At 64.3% G+C, this 18128-nt stretch carries 15 protein-coding genes; 8 read left to right on the top strand and 7 right to left on the bottom strand.

Going from position 1 to position 18128, the window contains the following annotated elements; all coding sequences use genetic code 11:
• Positions 1 to 25 precede the first annotated feature (25 nt).
• Positions 26 to 1336, top strand: a complete 1311-nt coding sequence (locus ACF8EF_RS10685) for a phospholipase effector Tle1 domain-containing protein (protein ID WP_392461001.1) — start codon at positions 26 to 28, stop codon at positions 1334 to 1336.
• 36 nt (positions 1337 to 1372) lie between these two features.
• On the opposite strand, the gene ACF8EF_RS10680 is transcribed toward ACF8EF_RS10685, so the two are convergent.
• The 4 genes from ACF8EF_RS10680 to ACF8EF_RS10665 form a co-directional block, all read right to left on the bottom strand.
• The gene (locus tag ACF8EF_RS10680) at positions 1373 to 2590 is read right to left on the bottom strand and encodes an MFS transporter (RefSeq protein WP_392461000.1); all 1218 of its coding nucleotides are present in this window, start codon (positions 2588 to 2590) and stop codon (positions 1373 to 1375) included.
• A 59-nt stretch (positions 2591 to 2649) separates the two neighbouring features.
• On the bottom strand, positions 2650 to 3864 hold the full coding sequence (locus ACF8EF_RS10675) for a benzoate/H(+) symporter BenE family transporter (RefSeq protein ID WP_392460999.1): 1215 nt from the start codon (positions 3862 to 3864) through the stop codon (positions 2650 to 2652).
• Positions 3865 to 4013: 149 nt separating this feature from the next.
• Positions 4014 to 4901, bottom strand: coding sequence for a dihydrodipicolinate synthase family protein (locus ACF8EF_RS10670; RefSeq protein ID WP_176684471.1), 888 nt, complete (start codon positions 4899 to 4901; stop codon positions 4014 to 4016).
• 44 nt (positions 4902 to 4945) lie between these two features.
• A complete protein-coding gene (locus tag ACF8EF_RS10665) occupies positions 4946 to 5728 on the bottom strand; it encodes an aldolase (protein WP_021784050.1) in 783 nt (260 codons plus the stop codon).
• 245 nt (positions 5729 to 5973) lie between these two features.
• Here ACF8EF_RS10665 and ACF8EF_RS10660 point away from each other — a divergent pair, with 245 nt between their 5' ends.
• The 3 genes from ACF8EF_RS10660 to ACF8EF_RS10650 all read left to right on the top strand — a co-directional run bounded on the left by ACF8EF_RS10660 (position 5974) and on the right by ACF8EF_RS10650 (position 10060).
• Entirely contained in the window at positions 5974 to 7521 is a 1548-nt protein-coding gene (locus ACF8EF_RS10660; protein WP_392460998.1) for an AMP-binding protein, read from the top strand.
• Between the two features lie 14 nt (positions 7522 to 7535).
• Entirely contained in the window at positions 7536 to 8702 is a 1167-nt protein-coding gene (locus ACF8EF_RS10655) for an acyl-CoA dehydrogenase family protein (protein WP_392460997.1), read from the top strand.
• A gap of 104 nt (positions 8703 to 8806) precedes the next feature.
• Positions 8807 to 10060, top strand: a complete 1254-nt coding sequence (locus ACF8EF_RS10650) for an MFS transporter (protein WP_176684521.1) — start codon at positions 8807 to 8809, stop codon at positions 10058 to 10060.
• 12 nt (positions 10061 to 10072) lie between these two features.
• Here the strand turns inward: ACF8EF_RS10650 and ACF8EF_RS10645 are convergent, their stop codons facing one another.
• The gene (locus ACF8EF_RS10645) at positions 10073 to 11017 is read right to left on the bottom strand and encodes a LysR family transcriptional regulator (RefSeq protein WP_176684469.1); all 945 of its coding nucleotides are present in this window, start codon (positions 11015 to 11017) and stop codon (positions 10073 to 10075) included.
• Positions 11018 to 11232: 215 nt separating this feature from the next.
• Between ACF8EF_RS10645 and ACF8EF_RS10640 the strand changes: the two genes are divergently transcribed.
• The 4 genes from ACF8EF_RS10640 to ACF8EF_RS10625 are packed head-to-tail and all read left to right on the top strand — an operon-like array spanning position 11233 to position 15091.
• Positions 11233 to 13086, top strand: coding sequence for a DUF1302 domain-containing protein (locus ACF8EF_RS10640; protein ID WP_392460996.1), 1854 nt, complete (start codon positions 11233 to 11235; stop codon positions 13084 to 13086).
• A gap of 22 nt (positions 13087 to 13108) precedes the next feature.
• Positions 13109 to 14419, top strand: coding sequence for a DUF1329 domain-containing protein (locus ACF8EF_RS10635; RefSeq protein ID WP_392461023.1), 1311 nt, complete (start codon positions 13109 to 13111; stop codon positions 14417 to 14419).
• On the top strand, positions 14419 to 14805 hold the full coding sequence (locus tag ACF8EF_RS10630) for a YidH family protein (RefSeq protein ID WP_176684467.1): 387 nt from the start codon (positions 14419 to 14421) through the stop codon (positions 14803 to 14805). Before ACF8EF_RS10635 ends, ACF8EF_RS10630 begins: the two co-directional genes overlap by 1 nt.
• The gene (locus tag ACF8EF_RS10625; protein ID WP_176684466.1) at positions 14798 to 15091 is read left to right on the top strand and encodes a DUF202 domain-containing protein; all 294 of its coding nucleotides are present in this window, start codon (positions 14798 to 14800) and stop codon (positions 15089 to 15091) included. Before ACF8EF_RS10630 ends, ACF8EF_RS10625 begins: the two co-directional genes overlap by 8 nt.
• Positions 15092 to 15119: 28 nt before the next feature.
• On the opposite strand, the gene ACF8EF_RS10620 is transcribed toward ACF8EF_RS10625, so the two are convergent.
• Entirely contained in the window at positions 15120 to 17081 is a 1962-nt protein-coding gene (locus ACF8EF_RS10620; RefSeq protein WP_392460995.1) for an alkyl/aryl-sulfatase, read from the bottom strand.
• Positions 17082 to 17181: 100 nt separating this feature from the next.
• A complete protein-coding gene (locus ACF8EF_RS10615) occupies positions 17182 to 18105 on the bottom strand; it encodes a LysR family transcriptional regulator (RefSeq protein ID WP_392460994.1) in 924 nt (307 codons plus the stop codon).
• Positions 18106 to 18128 lie beyond the last annotated feature (23 nt).

Raw genomic sequence — 18128 nt, 5'->3', positions numbered from 1 at the left:
GCTTTTTGGGCAAGCAGAAGGCACGATGATGAAAATGAGCAGCGGCAGCACGCCAAACCTTACGCCGGTCACCCTGCGTTTTGGCGTGTTCTTCGATGGCACCGGTAACAACCTGCACAATGCCACGACGGTGGGTGAGCAGGAGGACAAAGGCGGCAGCTATGGCAACGCCTTGAGCAATGTGGCCCTGTTGCATGCGCTGTATCCGGCTGATGCGGTCAGTGCCGACGGGGCCCAGGCGTTCTTGAAGCGCTATGTGGAAGGCGTGGGCACGTTGGCGGGTGAAGCCGACCATGTCTACGCCTCGGCCACCGGGCACGGGCGCACGGGTGCCGAGGCGCGGGTGGCCGAGGCGTTGCAGGGGATGGCCGAGCAACTGCAGGCGTGGCGCCGGGCGCATCCGCAGGCAACGCTGGAAGGGGTCGAGTTCGACCTTTTCGGTTTCAGCCGCGGCGCGGCAGCGGTGCGGCATCTGGCCAACCTGCTGCACGATGGCGCGGGCTGGCTGTTGTCGGTGGCGTGCGAAACCTCGATCAACTTTATTGGCCTGTTCGACACCGTGGCGGCAATCGTCGCGCCCCTACAGGGTGACTTCGACCCTGCAGACGACCGCCACGGCGGCCTGCGCCTGGGCCTGGGTGCGGATATTGCCCGGCACGTGGTGCAGTTGGTGGCCGAGGACGAGCGGCGGCATAACTTCCCGCTGGTGCGCAGTGGCCACGACATCGTGCTGCCGGGCGTGCACTCGAACATTGGTGGTGGTTACCCGGAGACCCTCCTGGAGCAGGTGCTGCTGTGCAAGCCGCAGTCCCAGCGGGTGCCCGCAGGCATGTGCGTCGAGCAGTGCCGCGTACATGCCAAGGTGAGTGCCTTGCTGGCTTCGGCGTTTGCCGACATGGGCGAACCCAGGCCGCGCGTGATGACCTGGGAGGAGCCGATTGCCGGTGGGCGGCGGGACGAGGCGCAAAAGCAGGTCTATGCGGCGGTGTACCGGGAGCGGCAAGTGGCGGGGCACCTGTCCCGGGTGTACTTGAGCGTGATGCGGGCGTTGGCGGTGCGCGCTGGCGTGCCATTTGCGCCGTTGGGGGCGCAGGCTGAGCATTGGCTGCCGGATGAGTTGTCGGGTATCAGCCGCAAATTGCATGCCTTTGCCTTGGGGGAAACTGGCCAGGTGGGGTTGAGCGAGGAAGAACAGCGGCTGTTGCGCGACAGATACGTGCATGCGTCAGCGAACTGGAATGCACTGAAGGGCTTGCGCAACAGTGTGCTGGATGTGTTGTTCGTCAATCGGCCGGGGGCAGGCGGGCGAGTGATGCATGCCAACCCGGCGCAATGAATGATTGATCGTGGCCTGGCAATGCTGCACCGGGTCCTACTGGGCGCGCGCCAACTGTTCTGTCGCGCGTCTCCTGGCTGAATACGTCTCCTGTGCCAGGGTCAGCAGCACTGTCAGCAGCATGAATACCACCGATGCGATGAAAATCCCGTTGGGCAGGCGCTGATCGAGCATCCAGCCGAATGCCACCGGCCCGATGGCCCCGCCGACGTTGAACCCGGTCGACACCAGGCCGAAGGTTTTGCCCTCGGCCCCGGGTGGCGCCGCCGCCTTGACCAGCATGTCCCGTGATGGGGCGATGACCCCGGTGAGCAAGCCGATGGCACCCAGTACGACCACCAACGCCCAGCCCTGCAGCAGCCCCAGCGCCACCAGTGCGGTCAGCGCAGCCGCCAGCGCGAAGGCCAGTGCCGCCACCAGGCCATGGCGGCGGGTACGGTCGGCCAAAGCGCCCCCGCACAGCACGCCGGCTGCGCTGCTCAGCAGGAAAGCGGTGAGCGCGGCGTTGGCCCAGGCCAGCGTCAGGCCTTGGCCCTGGACCAGGGCGGCCACGGAGAATTTCTCGATGGCACTGGTGCTCAGGTTGAGCAGGATGAACAGCACCGTCAGCACGCCGATCATGGGGGTGAACAAGCGTACGCGGACTGTTGCTGCGGCCGGGCCTGCGCCTTGTGGGTTGGCTGGCCTGGCGACCCGGTACACGCCGCTGCCGGGTATCGATATCAGCAGCAGCGCGGCTACCCCGAATACCGCGCCCGCCGCCAGGGCTGCCCGCGTGCCGAACGCTGCGGCGATGCCGAGGAATACTGCAGGTGTAACGGCCGAACCGAGGAAGCCGGCAAAGGTATGAATAGAGAACGACCGCCCCAGGCGTGCTGGCTCGATGCCGTTGGCCAGCAGCGCATAGTCGGCCGGGTGATACACACCATTGGCCAGGCCAGCCATGGCCATCGCCACCAGCAATACCGCGTAACCGGGGCTGGCCGCCAGCAGCACAAAGCTGAGGCTGCCCAACAGCAGCCCGGCCTTGAGCATTTTACGTGCACCGTAGTGGTCGACGGCGTAACCCAGCGGGGCCTGCACCAGCGCGGAGACGATGTTGAACACTGCCAGGGCTACGCCGAGCTCTACGAAGCCCACGCCCAGCAGGCCGGGCAGCACCGGCAGTAGCGCCGGGATCAGCATGATGTGCACATGGCTGACGAAATGCACGGCAGCAATTTGGGTCAGCAGCTTGGGGCCAGGGTGGGGCATGTCGATACCTGTTGAACAGCGTGCGCCCCTGGCGCACGGCAGGATGGTGGAAATCCCGCTTAGCGGGAGGCGCCCCTCAAACCGGGGAGGCGGCCGTTGAGTACAACATGGGCCAGCAGACCAATGACCAGGCCCCAGAAAGCCCCGCCAATGCCCAACAGGCTGATGTTGGCCGCCGCCGCCAGGAAGGTGATCAGTGCTGACTCGCGTGAGCGGGCATCGGCCATGGCGCTGGCCAGGCTGGCGCCGATGGTACCCAGCAGGGCAAGGCCCGCCAGGGTGGTGATAAAGGTGCCCGGCAGGGCCATGAAGACACTCGCGAGCGTGACGCCGAACACCCCGACCAGGATGTAGCAGACACCGGCAGCGATGCCCGCTACCCAGCGCTTGTCCGGGTTTTCATGGGCTTCCTTGCCGGTGCAGATGGCTGCGGTGATGGCGGCGATGTTGAACGCGTGTGAACCGAAGGGCGCCATCAGCAACGAGCCGATGCCGGTGACGGCGACAATCGGGTTGGCGCTGGTCTTGAAACCATCGTTGCGCAGCACCAGCATGCCGGGCATGTACTGGCCGGTGAGGGTGATCAGGAACAAGGGTAGGGCCACGCTGAGGGCCGCGTTGAGGGAGAAGGTGGGCGCGGTGAAAACCGGTGAGGCGAATTCCAGCCGCAACGTCGTCAGGCCCACTTGCCCCTGCAGCAACAGGTAGCCCAGGCCCAGCAGCAGTATGGCGACCACGGCGTAACGGGCGGTGAAGCGTTTGAAGGCCACATAGGCTGCAATCAGCAGCCCGGCGAGGGCGGGGTCGACCGACAGGCTGGCAAAGGCACCGATGCCGAACTGCAGCAGGATGCCGGCCAGCAGGCCGGCGGCAATGCCGCCGGGCACGACGCGCACCAGGCGCTCGAAGCACCCGCTAAGCCCCAGCACCACGAAGCCGGCGGCCGACAGCAGGTAGGCACCTATGGCCTCGCTGTAGGGCACGCTGGCAAGCGCGGTGACCAGGAACGCGGCGGCTGGCGTGGACCAGGCTGTGATGACCGGCTCGCGGGTGTACCAGGACAGTGCCAGGCCGCTGAGGCCGACGCCGATCGACACCGCCCAGACCCACGATGACGTCAGTTCCGGGCTCAGCCCGGCCACTTTGGCTGCCTGGAACACCAGGATGAACGTGCCGCCGTAGTTGACGATCACCGAAACGAGTCCGGCAATCACCGGGTGAAGGATGTCTGTCAGCCTCAGTGGGATAGCAGAGCTTTGTGCAGGCGCGTCCATGGTTGCCTCTGGGAATGGTCAGATGAGGAGCAGTTTTGTGTGGCGAAGGGGTAATGCGACTGCAGCGTCATTGGCCCCTTCGCTGCAAAAGGCTGTTTCTGAAGAAAAAGGCTGCCCGACAGCGACAGGCTGCCGGGCAGTTTTGTGCGTCAGTTGGTCAGCGCCACCAGCAGGCTTTTCAGGTGGTTGCTGCCTTGCGCATCCAGTGGCTGCAGGGGCAGGCGTGGGGCGCCGACATCCTGGCCGAGCATTTTCAGGCCGGCCTTGATGGTGGTCGGCAGGCCACGGCGGGTGATGTATTCCAGCAGTTCGTACTGGCGATAGAACAACGCACGGGCTTCGGCCAGATCGCCTTGTTGTACGGCGTCCCACAGCGCCAGGTTGAGTGCCGGGATCAGGTTGGGCGCGGCGGTACACCAGCCCGTGGCACCGGCCACCAAGGCTTCCAGGGTCAGCGGGTTGCAACCGTTGTAGAACGCCACCTGCCCATCCGTAGCCTTGAACAGGCGGTGCATGCGCTGGATGTCACCGGTGCTTTCCTTGACCATGGTCACGTTGGGCACCTCGCCGAGGATACGCAGGATCAGCTCCACCGACAGGTCGGTGCCGCTGGTGCCCGGGTTGTTGTAGAGCATGATCGGAATGTCGATGGCGGCGCCGACCGCCTTGTAGTGGGCGACCACTTCGGCTTCGGTGAGCTTCCAGTAAGAGATGGGCAGCACCATCACTGCCGTAGCACCGCAGGCCTGTGCCAGGCGGGCACGCTGCACGGTGCGGGCGGTGGTCAGGTCGGAGACGCTGACCACGCTGGGTACGCGCCCGGCAATGCGTGCCTGGCTGAAGCGCACCACGGTTTCCCATTCGTTATCGGACAGGTAGGCCCCTTCGCCGGTGCTGCCCAGCGGCGCGATGGCGTGCACGCCGTCTGCGATCAGGCTATCGATGGACGTGCCCAGGGCATCCAGGTCGAGTGTGCCGTCTGCCGTGAAGGGGGTGATGGTGTAGCCGATAACGCCGCGAATTACAGATGTAGACATGACCAGGCACCTTTGCCGTTGTTGAGGAAAGAGTACAGCTTCGATCAGCCCAGGCAGTCGCCATGGGCACGCAAGGCACGGCGCGCGTAGTAGCTGAAGGCGGCGCCGTGACGTTTGGGGGTGGAAATCCAGTCGTGGGCTTCTTTGCCCAGTGCTTCGGGGATGGGGCGGATGTCACCGGCGCCCATGGCCAGCAGTTGCATCTTTGCTGCGCGCTCGAACAGCAGGGCGAGCACGCAGGCTTCCTCGATCGAACGGCCAGCGATCAGCAGGCCATGATGGGAAAGCAGGATTGCGCGCTTGTCGCCAATCGCCTTCGCGATGATTTCGCCTTCTTCGTTGCCCACCGGCACACCGGGCCATTCCTTGAGGAATGCACAGTCGTCGAACAGTGGGCACAGGTCCATGTGCGAGATGGCCAGCGGAACTTCCAGCATCGACAAGGCGGCGCTGTGCAGCGGGTGGGTGTGGATGATGCAGTTGACGTCGGGGCGGGCGCGGTACAGCCAGCTGTGGAAGCGGTTGGCCGGGTTGGCCATGCCACGGCCTTGCAGCACCGTCAGGTCTTCGTCCACTACCAGCAGGTTGGAGGCGGCAATTTCGTCGAAGCCAAGCCCCAGTTGTTGGGTGTAGTAGGTGCCAGGTTCCTGCGCGCGCGCAGTGATCTGCCCGGCCAGGCCAGAGTCGTGGCCGCCGTCGAACAGGATACGGCAGGTGAGGGCGAGCTTTTGTCGCGCGGTGTAGGTGTTGTCGGCCAGCGCCGTCAGCATCTGTTGCTGGGCGAGTTTGACAAGCTGGTCCTTGGGGGTGTGCATGGTGGTCGTCATGGGCGGTACCTGCAAGGGGAAGAGTGTATGGATGACTGATCGGCGCGGAGGCGACGCCAGGACACGGCGTTGATCATAATGACACAATGTGTCATATGCAAGCGATGTGTCATCCTTGGCTCAGGTCGTCAAAGCGCCCGTGCCAGCGCAATCTGTTATGGCGTGCATACGTAACTGGTATTACTTGCCCCGGCTTCCCGCTGTTTAGCATCGACCTGGTCTTAACCGTCGACGAGAACAACAACGTGAACCTAGGAACCCTATCCAGTCGAAGTGCAAGATACTGGCCTGAACGTTTGGCGGTGATCGACCGCCATACCCGGCTGACCTTCGCTCAGCTCGAACAGCGGGCCAACCAGCTGGCCTCGGCCTTGCTGGCACAGGGCATCGCCATGGGCGAGCATGTCGCCATCCTGGCGCCCAACCGCGCCGAACTGGTGGAAGCAGAAGTGGCTTTCTACAAGGCCGGCCTGGTCAAGGTACCGGTCAATGCGCGTCTGGCACCGGATGAAGTGATTCAGGTGCTCAACGACGCCTGCAGTGTCGCGCTGATCGCCGATGCGCAACTCGCCCAGGCGTTGCTGGCCCGCAGGCACGAGATACCTTCGGTACGCTTGATCGTGACCTTGGGTGAGCGGGGCGGTGACATCACCTATGCCGCACTGCTGGCCCTAGGCAGTAGCCAGCCAATCAGCTGCGACCTGCCTGACGATGCCCTTGCCGTTTTGCATTACACCTCTGGCAGCTCTGGTGTGCTCAAGGCTGCGATGCTCAGCGTGGGCAACCGCAAGGCGCTAATCCGCAAGAGCCTCGCCAGCCCGACCCGTCGCGCCGCCCCGGGCGACGTCATGGCCCACGTTGGCCCTATCACCCATGCCAGCGGCATGCAGCTGATGCCACTGCTGGCGGTCGGTGCCTGCAACCTGCTGCTGGAGCGCTACGACGACCAACTGTTGCTCGAGACCATCCAGCGCGAAGGCGTGACCCGGTTGTTCCTGGTACCTGCCATGATCAATCGCCTGGTCAACTTCCCCGATGTCGAGCGCTACGACCTGAGCAGCTTGCGCCTGGTGATGTACGGTGCCGCGCCGATGGCGCCAGCACTGGTGAAGCGGGCCATCGAGGTGTTCGGGCCGATCCTGGCCCAGGGTTACGGTGCTGGCGAGACCTGCTCGCTGGTAACCGTCCTGACCGAACAGGACCATCTGTGCGAGGGCGGCGACTACCGGCGCCTGGCCTCGTGCGGGCGTTGCTACTTCGAGACCGACCTGCGCGTGGTGAACGACCACTTCCAGGACGTCCAGCCGGGAGAGGTGGGCGAAATCGTAGTCAAGGGCCCGGACATCATGCAGGGCTACTGGCGCGCACCCCACCTCACCGCCGAGGTGATGCGCGACGGCTACTACCTGACTGGCGACCTGGCCACGGTGGATGAGCAGGGGTATGTGTTCATCGTCGACCGCAAGAAAGAAATGATCATTTCCGGTGGTTTCAACATTTACCCCAGCGAGGTCGAGCAGGTGCTCTACAGCATGCCGCAGGTGTTCGAGGCGGCGGTGGTGGGGGTGCCTGACGAGCAGTGGGGCGAAGCGGTGCGGGCGGTGATCGTGCTCAAGCCGGGCATGGTGCTGCAGGAGCAGGACGTCATCGAACATTGCGCCCAGGCCCTGGCCGGCTTCAAGAAACCACGTGCGGTGGACTTCGTCAGCGAGCTGCCGAAAAACCCCAACGGCAAGGTGGTACGCCGGCTGATCCGTGACGCCTACTGGCAAAACAGCGAACGCCGTATCTGACACGAGGAACGACCATGTATCAGCCAAGCGAAAAGGCCCAACAGATCATCGAGGCCATCAGTGGCTTCGTTCGCAACGAAATCCTGCCCCTGGAACAGCAAGCCGGTCTCAGTTGGGCAGAGCCGCACCCGCGGGCGGTGCTGCAGCAGGTATGGCAGCGCTCGTGCGAGCAGGGCTTCTACAACATCATGCTGCCCGAGGCGATAGGTGGCGCCGGGTTGAGCGTGTCAGACCTGTGTGCGGTCAAGGAAGCCACGGTGCTCACCGGCTCGATGCTGGCGCCGCATATTCTCGGTGAGCTTTCCGGGCCGCCCCGCATCGGCCATCTGTTCAAGGTGGCGAGCCCGACCCAGATCGAGGCGTTTCTGCAGCCGGTGTGCCGTGCCGAAAAGGCCGTGTGCTTCGCCCTGACTGAAAGCGAAGCCGGCTCTGATGCAACGGCGATCAAGACCTCCGCACGGCGGGAAGGTGAACACTATGTGCTGAACGGCGCCAAGCGCTACATTTCGGGTGCGCCCTATGCCGACATCGCCGTGCTGCTTGCAGTGACGGATCCCGGGCGCGGTGCCCAAGGAATTTCGGCATTCTTCGTCGACCTGAGTGCCCCGGGGGTAAGGGTTGAAAGCGATTATTCGGTCATGTCCGGCGGTGGTGCGCATGGCGACATCATCCTTGAGGACGTACGGGTGCCGGCGGCCAACCGCATCGGTGAGCAAGGGCAGGGTTTCAAGCTGGCGATGGGGCGCATCACCCTCAATCGCCTGCTGCATTGCCCCACCTTGCTGGGGCTGGCCGGCCTGGCCCTGAACCTCTCGATCGACTATGCCCGCACGCGCAAGCAGTTCGGCCAGCCTATCGCCATGTTCCAGTCGATCAACCACATGATCGCTGACATGGCCACCGAGCTGCATGCTGCACGCAGCATGGTCTACGTCACGGCAGCGGTGAATGATGCCGGCGGCAATATCCGCACCCAGGCCCCGATGTGCAAGCTGTTCGTTTCGGAGACGGCCTTCCGCATCGCCGATCGTGCGGTGCAGATACACGGCGGTGCCGGGCTGCTGCGTGGCAACCCGGTGGAGTGGATATTCCGCGCGACACGTATGATGCGCATTCTCACCGGAACCAGCGAGATCCAGCGCAACACCATCGCCAAGGGCGTGCTCATGCCTGAGCAATGACGCGGTATGCCCGGCCCGTGGCGGCCGGGCTCTCCAGACAATAACAAGAACGAGAGATCATCATGACTCATACTGACACCCCCGCGCGTGCAGGCACGGCCTGGATGATTGCGGTACTGCTGGCGCTGTTGATGCTGGTGAATTTCCTGGACAAGGTGGTCATCGGCCTGGTGGCGGTGCCGATGTCCAAGGAACTGGGCTTGTCCCCTGCCGAGTTCGGCTTGGTAGGGGGCGCACTGCACTGGTTCTTCGCCATCTCGGCGGTGATAGGCGGCTTCATGGCCAACCGGCGGCCAACCCGCACCCTGCTGCTGGGCATGGGCGCATTCTGGGCGCTTATCCAGTTGCCCATGTTGTTCGTCAGCTCGCTGTGGGCGATCGTCGCCTGCCGGGTGCTGCTGGGTATTGGCGAGGGGCCGGCCTCACCGGTGGCTACACATGCCTTGTACAAGTGGTTCCCCAACGACCGTCGCAACCTTCCCGTGGCGCTGTTGCATACCGGCAGTGCGCTGGGGCTGCTGGTCGCGGGTGCCATGATCCCATGGATCAGTGTGCACTACGGCTGGCGCATGAACTTCATCGTGCTGGCGGTGATCGGCGCGGTGTGGTGTGTGCTGTGGTGGCTGCTGGGCAGCGAGGGCAACCTCGACCGCATTCGCCCGGGCCAGCTTGAAGAAGGGCAGGCCTCTGTTCCCTATCGTCGTCTGCTCGGTGACCGCACGGTACTGGGCAACTACCTGTGCCACTTCGCCGCCAACTGGTCCTTGGCGTTGACCCTGACCTGGGTACCGAGCTATCTGGAAACCGGGCTGGGTATCGACCCGATCATGACCGGCCAGGTGTTCGTTCTGTTCGTGGTGGTTACCACGCCGTTGAGCCTGTTCATGGCCTGGCTGTCACAGCGAATGATGCGTGCCGGGGTTGCCACACGCTGGTCGCGCGGTGCGTTCGTTTCCGTGTGCCTGATCGCCAGCGGGCTGCTGTCAGCGGCGTTGTTCCTGCCTGGTCTGAGCAACGTCGAGCGGATCGTCAGCCTCACGTTCAGCGGCGGGCTGGCGCTGGTGATGTACTCGGTAGGGCCTGCCATGCTGGCGGAGTTCACGCCCAGCGGGCAGCGCGGCGGCATTCTGGCGATCGGCAACGGTATCGCCTCGTTGGCCGGGCTGTCGGCACCGGTGGTCACCGGTTTGCTGGTGCAGGGCGCCGGGGCCGGGCACACGGCAGGGTTTGGCCAGGGTTTTCTGGTGTGCGGCGCGGTGCTGGTGATTGCCGGGCTGATCGGGCTGGCCTGGATGGACCCACAGAAAACCCGGCAACGTCTGATGCAGGTGGGCACGGCTGCGCCTGCCCAAGCGTGATGTTCACTGCGCTCAGAGGCTCTGCTCCGCCAGGGCCTCGCGCTCGATCAGGGTGCCTTTCCAGCGCTCGCTGCGCACCGCATCCACCAGCAGTGCGCGCACCAGGTCGCGCATGCAGGCGGCGGCAAACGACAGCGGCTTGTGCTGCGAGTGGGCCAAGGCGATGGTGCGGGTGATGCGCGGTTCCACTATCAGCCGCGCGCTGGCAGGCGCGGCCAGATCCAGCAGCGGCGGCCAGTTGCTGATGGTGGCCGCCAGGCCGGCACGGACCAGGCTGGTGATACCGGGGGCCGACTGCTGTTCGTAGCTGGAGTCCAGTGTCACACCGGTCTCCATGGCAGCCTGCTCGATGCGCCTGCGCAAGTGCAGGCTACGGGGTGGCATTACCAGGCGGCTCGCTGCGGCCTCAGCCAAGGTGATGGGCGACTCGTCAGGACCGTGCCCAGGCAAGCCGACCCAGTACAGGTCTTCGGAAAACACGGGCTCGGCGACCACATGGACAAGCTCTTCGGCGTTGGGCACCACGCCGAAATCCACCTTGCCCAGTTCGATCGCCTGGCCACCTTCGCGGCTCAGGCCATCCCATACGGTGAGCTTGATACCCGGGAAGCGTACCTGGGCCTGGGTGATGATGGCCGGCAACAACAGTGCCGAGGCAGTGGCGGGAATCGAGATGGCCACGTGCCCCTTGGGGTTGCCGCGGCTGGACTTCAGCTCGTCCTTCACCGAATCGAGCTGCTGCACGACCGATCGTGCCACTTCGTACAACTGCCGCCCGGCATCGGTCAGTTCGATACCGTCATGCTGGCGCGCCAGCAGTTGCATTTCCAGTTCGCTCTCCAGCAGGCCTATCTGTCGGCTCAAGGCGGGTTGGGCGATGAACGCCTGGCGTGCGGCATTGGAGAAACTGCCGGCTTCGACAATGGCGATCAAATAACGCAGTTGTTTCAAAGTCATCGTGATTCTCAGGCTATGCCGAAGTGATATGGCAACCATCGGGAGACGCTATTTGTTTCAGGCCCGGTGGCCTACTTAGTATCGGTAAGCAGCAAAACGAGGATAACAGAAACGTTCGAATAATTGCCCAAGGCCTTGCCTGCAGGCCTTTGCGCCGTACTTAAGCATTAACTCGCAATTCACTCTCTAATAAACACAATAAGAGGTTAAGAGTGATGGCATCTCGTATTTACGGTCGCTCGGGACCGTTGTCGGTACTTGCCTCATCAGTACTTTTTTCTGCATCTGCCGGTGCCGCTCAGTTTCACTGGGGTGAACTTGAGGGGCAATTCGACTCGGCGCTTTCCTTTGGTACCAGCATTGCGACTGCCAACCCTGACCCGGCCCTGCACCTCAGCGCCAACAGCGATGACGGCCGCCTGAACTTTGCCTCCGGCGACGTGTTTTCGGCAGTGTTCAAAGGCACCCATGACCTGGAGCTCAAGCACGACAACCTGGGGGTGTTCCTTCGCGGTACCTACTGGTACGACACGGCCCTACGCGATCACGACCAGCGCTTCAAGCAGGTCGAGGACAACAACCGCAAGCGCTCAGCCAAGACTGCAGGTAGCCAGCTGCTCGATGCCTTCGGTTACTACCTGTACGACATCGACGGCCAGCCGGGCTCGCTCAGGCTGGGCAAGCAAGTGGTCAACTGGGGTGAAAGCACCTTCATTCAGGGCGGTCTGAACGTCATCAACCCCTTCAACCTGGCGGCCTTGCGCCGCCCCGGTTCGGAAGTGAAGGACGCGCTGGTGCCGGTGAACCTGTTCTACTTCACCCAGAACCTCACCGAAGCGCTGTCGGTCGACGGTTTCTATCAGCTGGATTGGGAACAGACCCAGCTCGACAACTGCGGCACGTTCTTTTCGAACAACGACTTTTTGCCCGATGGGTGTGATGGCCTGGACGTGGGCGCCAAATTGCTCGGCAACCCCACAGCCGTGGCCGGGCTTGCGCCGTTTGGTGTAAACCTCACCAGCGAAGGGGTGCGCATACCCCGCGGCAGCGACCAGGATGCCCGCAACAGCGGGCAGTGGGGCGTTTCGCTGCGCTGGTACGTGGCGGCGCTGGACACCGAGTTTGGCGCCTACGCGGCGAACTACCACAGCCGTACGCCTTACCTGGGTACGGTCAGCAGCCCGTATTTCGACAACCGCCGTTTCGCCCCGCAGCTGTGCGCCAACCTCGCTATCGGGCTTGCAGACTGTGCCGCTTTCCTGGGCTCCAGCGCAGGCCAGTCGCTGGTCGGCGCGCTACGCCTGGGCACCTCGCAGTACCGGGTGCAATACCCCGAGGACATTCGCCTCTACGGCCTTTCGTTCTCCACCACCCTGCGCACCGGCACGGCGCTGCAGGGGGAGCTGAGCTACCGGCCGAACATGCCCATGCAGCTCAACGGCACCGACATCATCCAGTCGCTGTTGAACGTCGATGGCCGCTCGCCCTTGCTGGGCGATGGTCTGCGGCCAGACAGCGCCAGTACGTTGTTCGACGGCTACCGCCGTAAAGAGATGACCCAGTTGCAGGTAACCGCTGTTCACGCTTTCAGCCAGGTGATGGGCGCCAACCAGGTGCTGCTGATAGGCGAGGCGGGCGCCACCTACGTCGGCGGTCTGGAGGGCGCCTATGGCCCTCGTTATGGGCGTTCGGGCACGTTCAACAGCGGCGAACTGGCGGACAACAGTGTGTGCGTGGCCATTTCCAAAACCCCTGAGCATTGCAATGACGAAGGCTTCATGACCCCGTTTTCCTGGGGCTACCGGCTACGCGCCACCTGGGCCTACCCCAATGTGATTGCCGGTTTCGACCTGCGGCCGAACCTGTCCTGGGCACATGACGTGCACGGCACCGGCCCGGTGGAGGGGTCGGCCTTCAGCGAAGGCTCCAGGGCCATCAGCGTCGGGTTGGATGCGACGCTTGCCAGCACCTACAGCCTGAGCGTGTCGTACACCGACTTCATCGACGGCGACTATGGCACCCGCGGCGACCGGGACTTCATCTCGCTGAGCGTGGGCGTCACTTTCTGAGGGCATGACAATGAAAATGCGCATGGTGATGATCGGCCTGTTCTGGGCGAGCGGCGCGCTGGCGGCAGCCGGCCTGCCCGACAACCTGACCCCGGTGGGGGCCGAGCGTGCTGCCAGCCCCGACGGGCGCATCCCGGCCTGGCAAGGTGGGTTGAGTACGGCCCAGCAACGCCTGGGCGACAACGGCACGCCGCTGGACCCGTTTGCCGATGAGCAGCCCCTGTACCGGATCACGGCCGCCAACTACCGGCAGTACCGAGGTCAGCTTACCGACGGCCAGGTGGCCTTGCTCAAGCGCTTCCCGGCCAGCCTGAGCTTGCCGGTGTATCCCACCCACCGCAGTGTTGCGGTACCCGACGCGGTCGCGGCATCGGCCGCCCGCAACGCCGAGCAGGCGCAGCTGGATGACCAGGGCAACGGTGTGCGCGGTTTCACGGGTGTCATCGCCTTTCCGCAGCCAACCAACGGCCTGGAGGTGATCTGGAACCACCTGACCCGGCATCGCAACGTGAGCTACAGCCTGAGCTCCGACAGCGTCACGCCGCTGAAGAATGGCCGCTTCGTGCTGATGAGCGCGCGTCAGGAAGTGGCACGGCCCGAAGGTTTGGCCCGCCTTGGGGAGGGCAATGTACTTTATTACTTCACCTACCGCATGACGGCGCCCTCGCGGCTTGCCGGTGATGCGATGGTGGTGCATGAGACACTGGACCAGGTCGCCGAACCGCGCTTGTCCTGGGTGTACAGTGCCAGCCAGCGGCGGGTACGGCGTGCGCCGAACATCGCCTATGACACCACCGGGCCGGGCACCGCCGGCCTGCGTACCGCCGACAGTCGCGACATGTTCAATGGCGCACCCGACCGGTATGACTGGAAGCTGCTGGGCAAGCAGACGCTGCACGTGCCCTACAACAGTTACCGCCTGGCATCGCCCGAGCTGCGCTATGCGGACCTGATCAAGCCAGGCCACATCGACCCGACACCGACCCGCTACGAGCTGCACCGGGTATGGGTCGTGGAGGCGACGTTGAAGCCCGGGGCGCAGCATATCTATGCCAAGCGCCGGTTCTACCTGGATGAAGACACTTGGGCCATTCTCGAAACAGATAGCTACGACGCACGGGGCGAGTTGTGGCGAACCTCCCAGGCCCATGGTTTCTTTCACCCCGGCGGCCAGGTGGCGGTCAACGCCATGGAGATCACCTACGACCTCAAGAGCGGCCGCTACCATGCATCGGGGTTGATCAACGAACAGCGTCGGCCGTTTGCCTTCAATGTGCGCACCAGCCTTTCGTACTTCTCGCCCGGCGCCCTGCGCAGCTTTGGTGTGCGCTGATGGGCGTACCTGAACCACGGCCTGTCTGGTCGCAGCGGCTGTTGGGCCAGGGTGAAGCGCCTGATCCGCGCTTCACCCTGGCCAACGAGCGTACCTTCCTGGCCTGGATCCGCACCGCGCTGGCGCTGCTGGGTGGCGCGATCGCCATTGAAACCTTCGCCGGTCACGTCCTCGAGGCACACCTGCGGCTGTGGTTGGTCGCTGGCCTGATGCTGCTTAGCGCATCGCTGAGCGCTGGCGCCTGCCTGCGCTGGCTGCGGGTAGAGCGGGCATTGCATCAGCGACGCCCGTTGCCATTGCCGGCACTGGTGCCGTTGTTGGCGCTGGGTTGTCTGGTCGCCGTACTGCTGGCAGGTCTCGTCCTGTGGCCACGCTGGCATGGGTGATCCGGGCCTGCAGGCAGAACGCACCGAGCTGGCCTGGCGGCGCACTGTGCTGGCGCTGGTGGCAGTGGCGGCATTGGCCTGTCGTCAAGGCGATGTGTACGTGCTGGCATTGGCGGGCGTGGCCGCGCTGGCGCTGCTGACCCGCCAGCGGCGGCGTTACGAGCGGGGCCTGGCGATGTTGCAGGCCGAACGCGGTCAGCCTGCGCCGTGGGTAGTGCTGGCATTGGGCAGCGTGGTGTGGCTGATGGCACTGGCAGGCTTGTGCCGGTTGGCGAAGGGCGGCTGAGCACAGTGCCGGCGCCGCCCGCTGCCGTTCAGGGCGTGACGATATTGAAGCGCGAATCAGCCTCTTCCAGCCCCCCCATGAATTGCAGGAATTTCACCCGTTCGCCTTTGATGTCGATAGCCCCTGCTGTGGCTTCCTTGAGAAAGCCTGTCTGTTTGAGGGCAATGCGGTCCAGCGTCTGTTTGCGCATGGTGACCTCTACATCGGCCTTGGCGTGGCGCGCCAGGTCGCGGTGGGTGAGGACGCCGTTGCGCAGGGTCAGGGCGTAGTCTTCGTCCAGGTCGGAAAACCGCCAGTTGATGGTCAGGTCGCTATCGGCAGCCTGGTAGGCATTTACCCGCACGCCCAGGTAGTCGAAAAACAGGCTGGGTGTCAGGGCCCGCACCATGTCATCGGCGTTGCCGCCGCTACCCGCACCGGCGGCAACGCCTGAGCGCAATTCCTGCGCGCCACTGAGGTAGGCATTGCGCCAGGTGGCGTTCTCACTCTGGTAACCCAGTTGCTCCAGCGCGTCGGCCTGCAGTTCGCGGGCCTCGGTGTTGTCCGGCTCGGCGAATACCAGATGGTTGACCAATTGCGCCACCCAGCGATAGTCGCCCTCGGCGAAGGCCTGGCGGGCCTGGGTCAGCACCTGATCGGCACCCCCCATGGCCGCCACGTAACGCTTGCCGGCCGCTTGCGGTGGCAATGGGTCGAGGTTGGCCGGGTTGCCGTCGTAGAACCCCATGTAGCGTTGATAGACGGCCCTGACGTTATGGCTGAGCGAACCGTAGTAGTCGCGGCTGTACCATTTGCTTGCCAGGCGCGGTGGCAGGCTGGCCAGGGTCTGGGCAATTTCCATGGGTGTCTGGCCCTGATTGATCAGGCGCAAGGTCTGGCTGTCGAGGAAGGCGTACATATCGCGCTGGTCAGCCAGGTAGTCGCGGATGGCCACTTTGCCCCAAGTGGGCCAGTGATGCTGGGCGAACGCCACCTCGGCCTGGTCGCCGTAGCGCACCAGCGACTGGTCCAGGTAATGGGCCCACACTTTCGGATCGCGCACCAGGGCCCCGCGCAGCGTCAGTACGTTGTGCTGCACGTGGGTGGCGTTCTCGGCCATGCACAGTGCCTTGAACGCCGGGAAATAGATGTTCATTTCCGCCGGCGCCTCGGTGCCCGGGGTCAGCTGGAACTCCACCTCCACGCCGCTCAGGGTCATGCGTTGCAGCGGTTGGCTGATTTCAAGCGTCGGCGCGATGAGGCTGACGGTGGCATTGGCCGGCACGCCCTTGCCCAGCCCGGCATCCACCTGGCCTCGCGGCCCGCGAGGCAGAGGGGCGCCGTACATGTACTGGGCGCGGCGCTTCATGGCCGGACCGGCCAGTACGTTTTCACCGATGGCATGTTCGAAGAAGCCTTCGGGCGCGATGACCTGGACGTTGCCAGCCTTGACGTCCGCCTCGTTGATCACCCCGCGCACCCCGCCGAAATGGTCGACGTGCGGGTGGGTGTAGATCACCGTGGTCACCGGCTTGCGCGGACGGTGCTTGAAGTACAGTTCGAGGCCCGCCTTGGCGGTCTCCACGGCAAGCAGCGGGTCAATCACAATCAGCCCGTCCTGCCCTTCGACGATGGTCATGTTGGCCAGGTCCAGGCCGCGAAGCTGGTAGATGCCCTCGGTGACCTTGAACAGCCCGGCGATGTTGTTCAACTGAGCGAGGCGCCACAAGCTCGGGTTTACCGTGGCAGGGGACTGCGCCGGTTCCAGAAAAGCATACTGGGCCAGGTTCCACACGGTCTTGCCATCGGCCGTCGCGACTGGCCCGTCGAACCGCTCGACCAGCCCACGCCGGGCTGTTTCGTAGTCGACGCGATCCTCGAAGGGTAACCGTTGCAGCCACTGCTGGTTGCTGGCCAGGGTGGCCGGCGTGGCATCCTTGGCCGCTGTTGCGGCCAGGCTCGGAAGGGGGGCCAGCAGGGCAAGCGCCAGCATCGACAGTGAAAAACGCATGGGATGTCCTTGTTGTTCTTGGGGCAGAACACTCTAGGGGAGGGGCTTGCACACCAGCCAATACCAGAGCGGCATGGCGGCTATCGCGTTTCCTGATGGCTCAGGCGGGGGGCAACGTGAGGATCTGTTCGACCAGCCAGGCCAGGGCGGGGTCGTGCTGACGGTGGCTCAGGTGTACCAGTTCCAGTTCGAAAGGCTCCAGGGCAAAAGGCAGTTCGTGCACCGCCAAGGGCAGCAGGTGCGCAAACTGCTGGGCCAGTTGCCGCGGCAGCACCACACACATGTCGGTGGCTGCGGCCAGATGTGCGGCCTGCAGGTAGTTGGGCGTGGTATAGGCGATTTGCCGGGTCAGGCCTTGCTCGGCCAGCCACTGGTCGACCATGCCCCGGGTCTGGCCGCCGTGCACCCAGATGTGCCGCAAGCCCAGGAATGCGTCGAGGTCCAGTGCCTGGCCCGGCGCCAGGTGCGGGTGCTGCTGGCGCAGCGCGATCTGCAGGGTTTCACGGCGCCAGGGGTGGCGGGTGAAGCGCGCCGGCACCTCGTCGAAACGGCCCAGTACCAGGTCGAGGTCGCCCCGGTCCAGCGCCTCGGCCGGCAGGTTGGGGGCCAGGTGCACCACGTCGATGCGCACGTTGGGGGCCAGTAGTTCCAGCCGCGCCAGGAGTGGCGGCATGCACAGCTGTTCGACGAAATCGGTGAGGGCGATGCGCAACTGGCGATGGCTGCGCTGTGGCTCGAAGCCATCGCCGGTGCCCAGCGTCTGCTCGATCTGCTGTAACGCCGCACGTATCGGCCCCTCCAGTGCCAAGGCCCGTGGCGTCGGGCGCATGCGCCGGCCCACGCGGACCAGCAGCGGGTCGCCCAGCTGGTCACGCAGGCGCGCCAGGGCATTGCTCACGGTCGGCTGTGTCAGGGCCAGACGCTCGGCTGCGCGGGATACGTTCTGTTCACGCAGCAACATGTCGAAGACGCGCAGCAGGTTCAGGTCGAAGTTCGAAATATTCATGTCGAAAATATATGGCATACGAAATGGAAATTTCAAAAATA

Source organism: Pseudomonas sp. zjy_15 (assembly GCF_043101865.1).
GTDB classification, from domain to species: Bacteria; Pseudomonadota; Gammaproteobacteria; order Pseudomonadales; family Pseudomonadaceae; genus Aquipseudomonas; species Aquipseudomonas putida_Y.
The sequence above is the reverse complement of the archived record's forward strand: the minus strand, read 5'-3'. Positions and strand labels throughout refer to the sequence as shown.

Bases quoted from the DNA above. Each gene is read 5' to 3' on its own strand.
- ACF8EF_RS10685 (WP_392461001.1), top strand. From the start codon at position 26: ATGATGAAAATGAGCAGCGGCAGCACGCCAAACCTTACGCCGGTCACC.
- ACF8EF_RS10680 (WP_392461000.1), bottom strand. From the start codon at position 2,590: ATGCCCCACCCTGGCCCCAAGCTGCTGACCCAAATTGCTGCCGTGCAT.
- ACF8EF_RS10675 (WP_392460999.1), bottom strand. From the start codon at position 3,864: ATGGACGCGCCTGCACAAAGCTCTGCTATCCCACTGAGGCTGACAGAC.
- ACF8EF_RS10670 (WP_176684471.1), bottom strand. From the start codon at position 4,901: ATGTCTACATCTGTAATTCGCGGCGTTATCGGCTACACCATCACCCCC.
- ACF8EF_RS10665 (WP_021784050.1), bottom strand. From the start codon at position 5,728: ATGACGACCACCATGCACACCCCCAAGGACCAGCTTGTCAAACTCGCC.
- ACF8EF_RS10655 (WP_392460997.1), top strand. From the start codon at position 7,536: ATGTATCAGCCAAGCGAAAAGGCCCAACAGATCATCGAGGCCATCAGT.
- ACF8EF_RS10650 (WP_176684521.1), top strand. From the start codon at position 8,807: ATGATTGCGGTACTGCTGGCGCTGTTGATGCTGGTGAATTTCCTGGAC.
- ACF8EF_RS10645 (WP_176684469.1), bottom strand. From the start codon at position 11,017: ATGACTTTGAAACAACTGCGTTATTTGATCGCCATTGTCGAAGCCGGC.
- ACF8EF_RS10640 (WP_392460996.1), top strand. From the start codon at position 11,233: ATGGCATCTCGTATTTACGGTCGCTCGGGACCGTTGTCGGTACTTGCC.
- ACF8EF_RS10635 (WP_392461023.1), top strand. From the start codon at position 13,109: ATGGTGATGATCGGCCTGTTCTGGGCGAGCGGCGCGCTGGCGGCAGCC.
- ACF8EF_RS10630 (WP_176684467.1), top strand. From the start codon at position 14,419: ATGGGCGTACCTGAACCACGGCCTGTCTGGTCGCAGCGGCTGTTGGGC.
- ACF8EF_RS10625 (WP_176684466.1), top strand. From the start codon at position 14,798: ATGGGTGATCCGGGCCTGCAGGCAGAACGCACCGAGCTGGCCTGGCGG.
- ACF8EF_RS10620 (WP_392460995.1), bottom strand. From the start codon at position 17,081: ATGCGTTTTTCACTGTCGATGCTGGCGCTTGCCCTGCTGGCCCCCCTT.
- ACF8EF_RS10615 (WP_392460994.1), bottom strand. From the start codon at position 18,105: ATGCCATATATTTTCGACATGAATATTTCGAACTTCGACCTGAACCTG.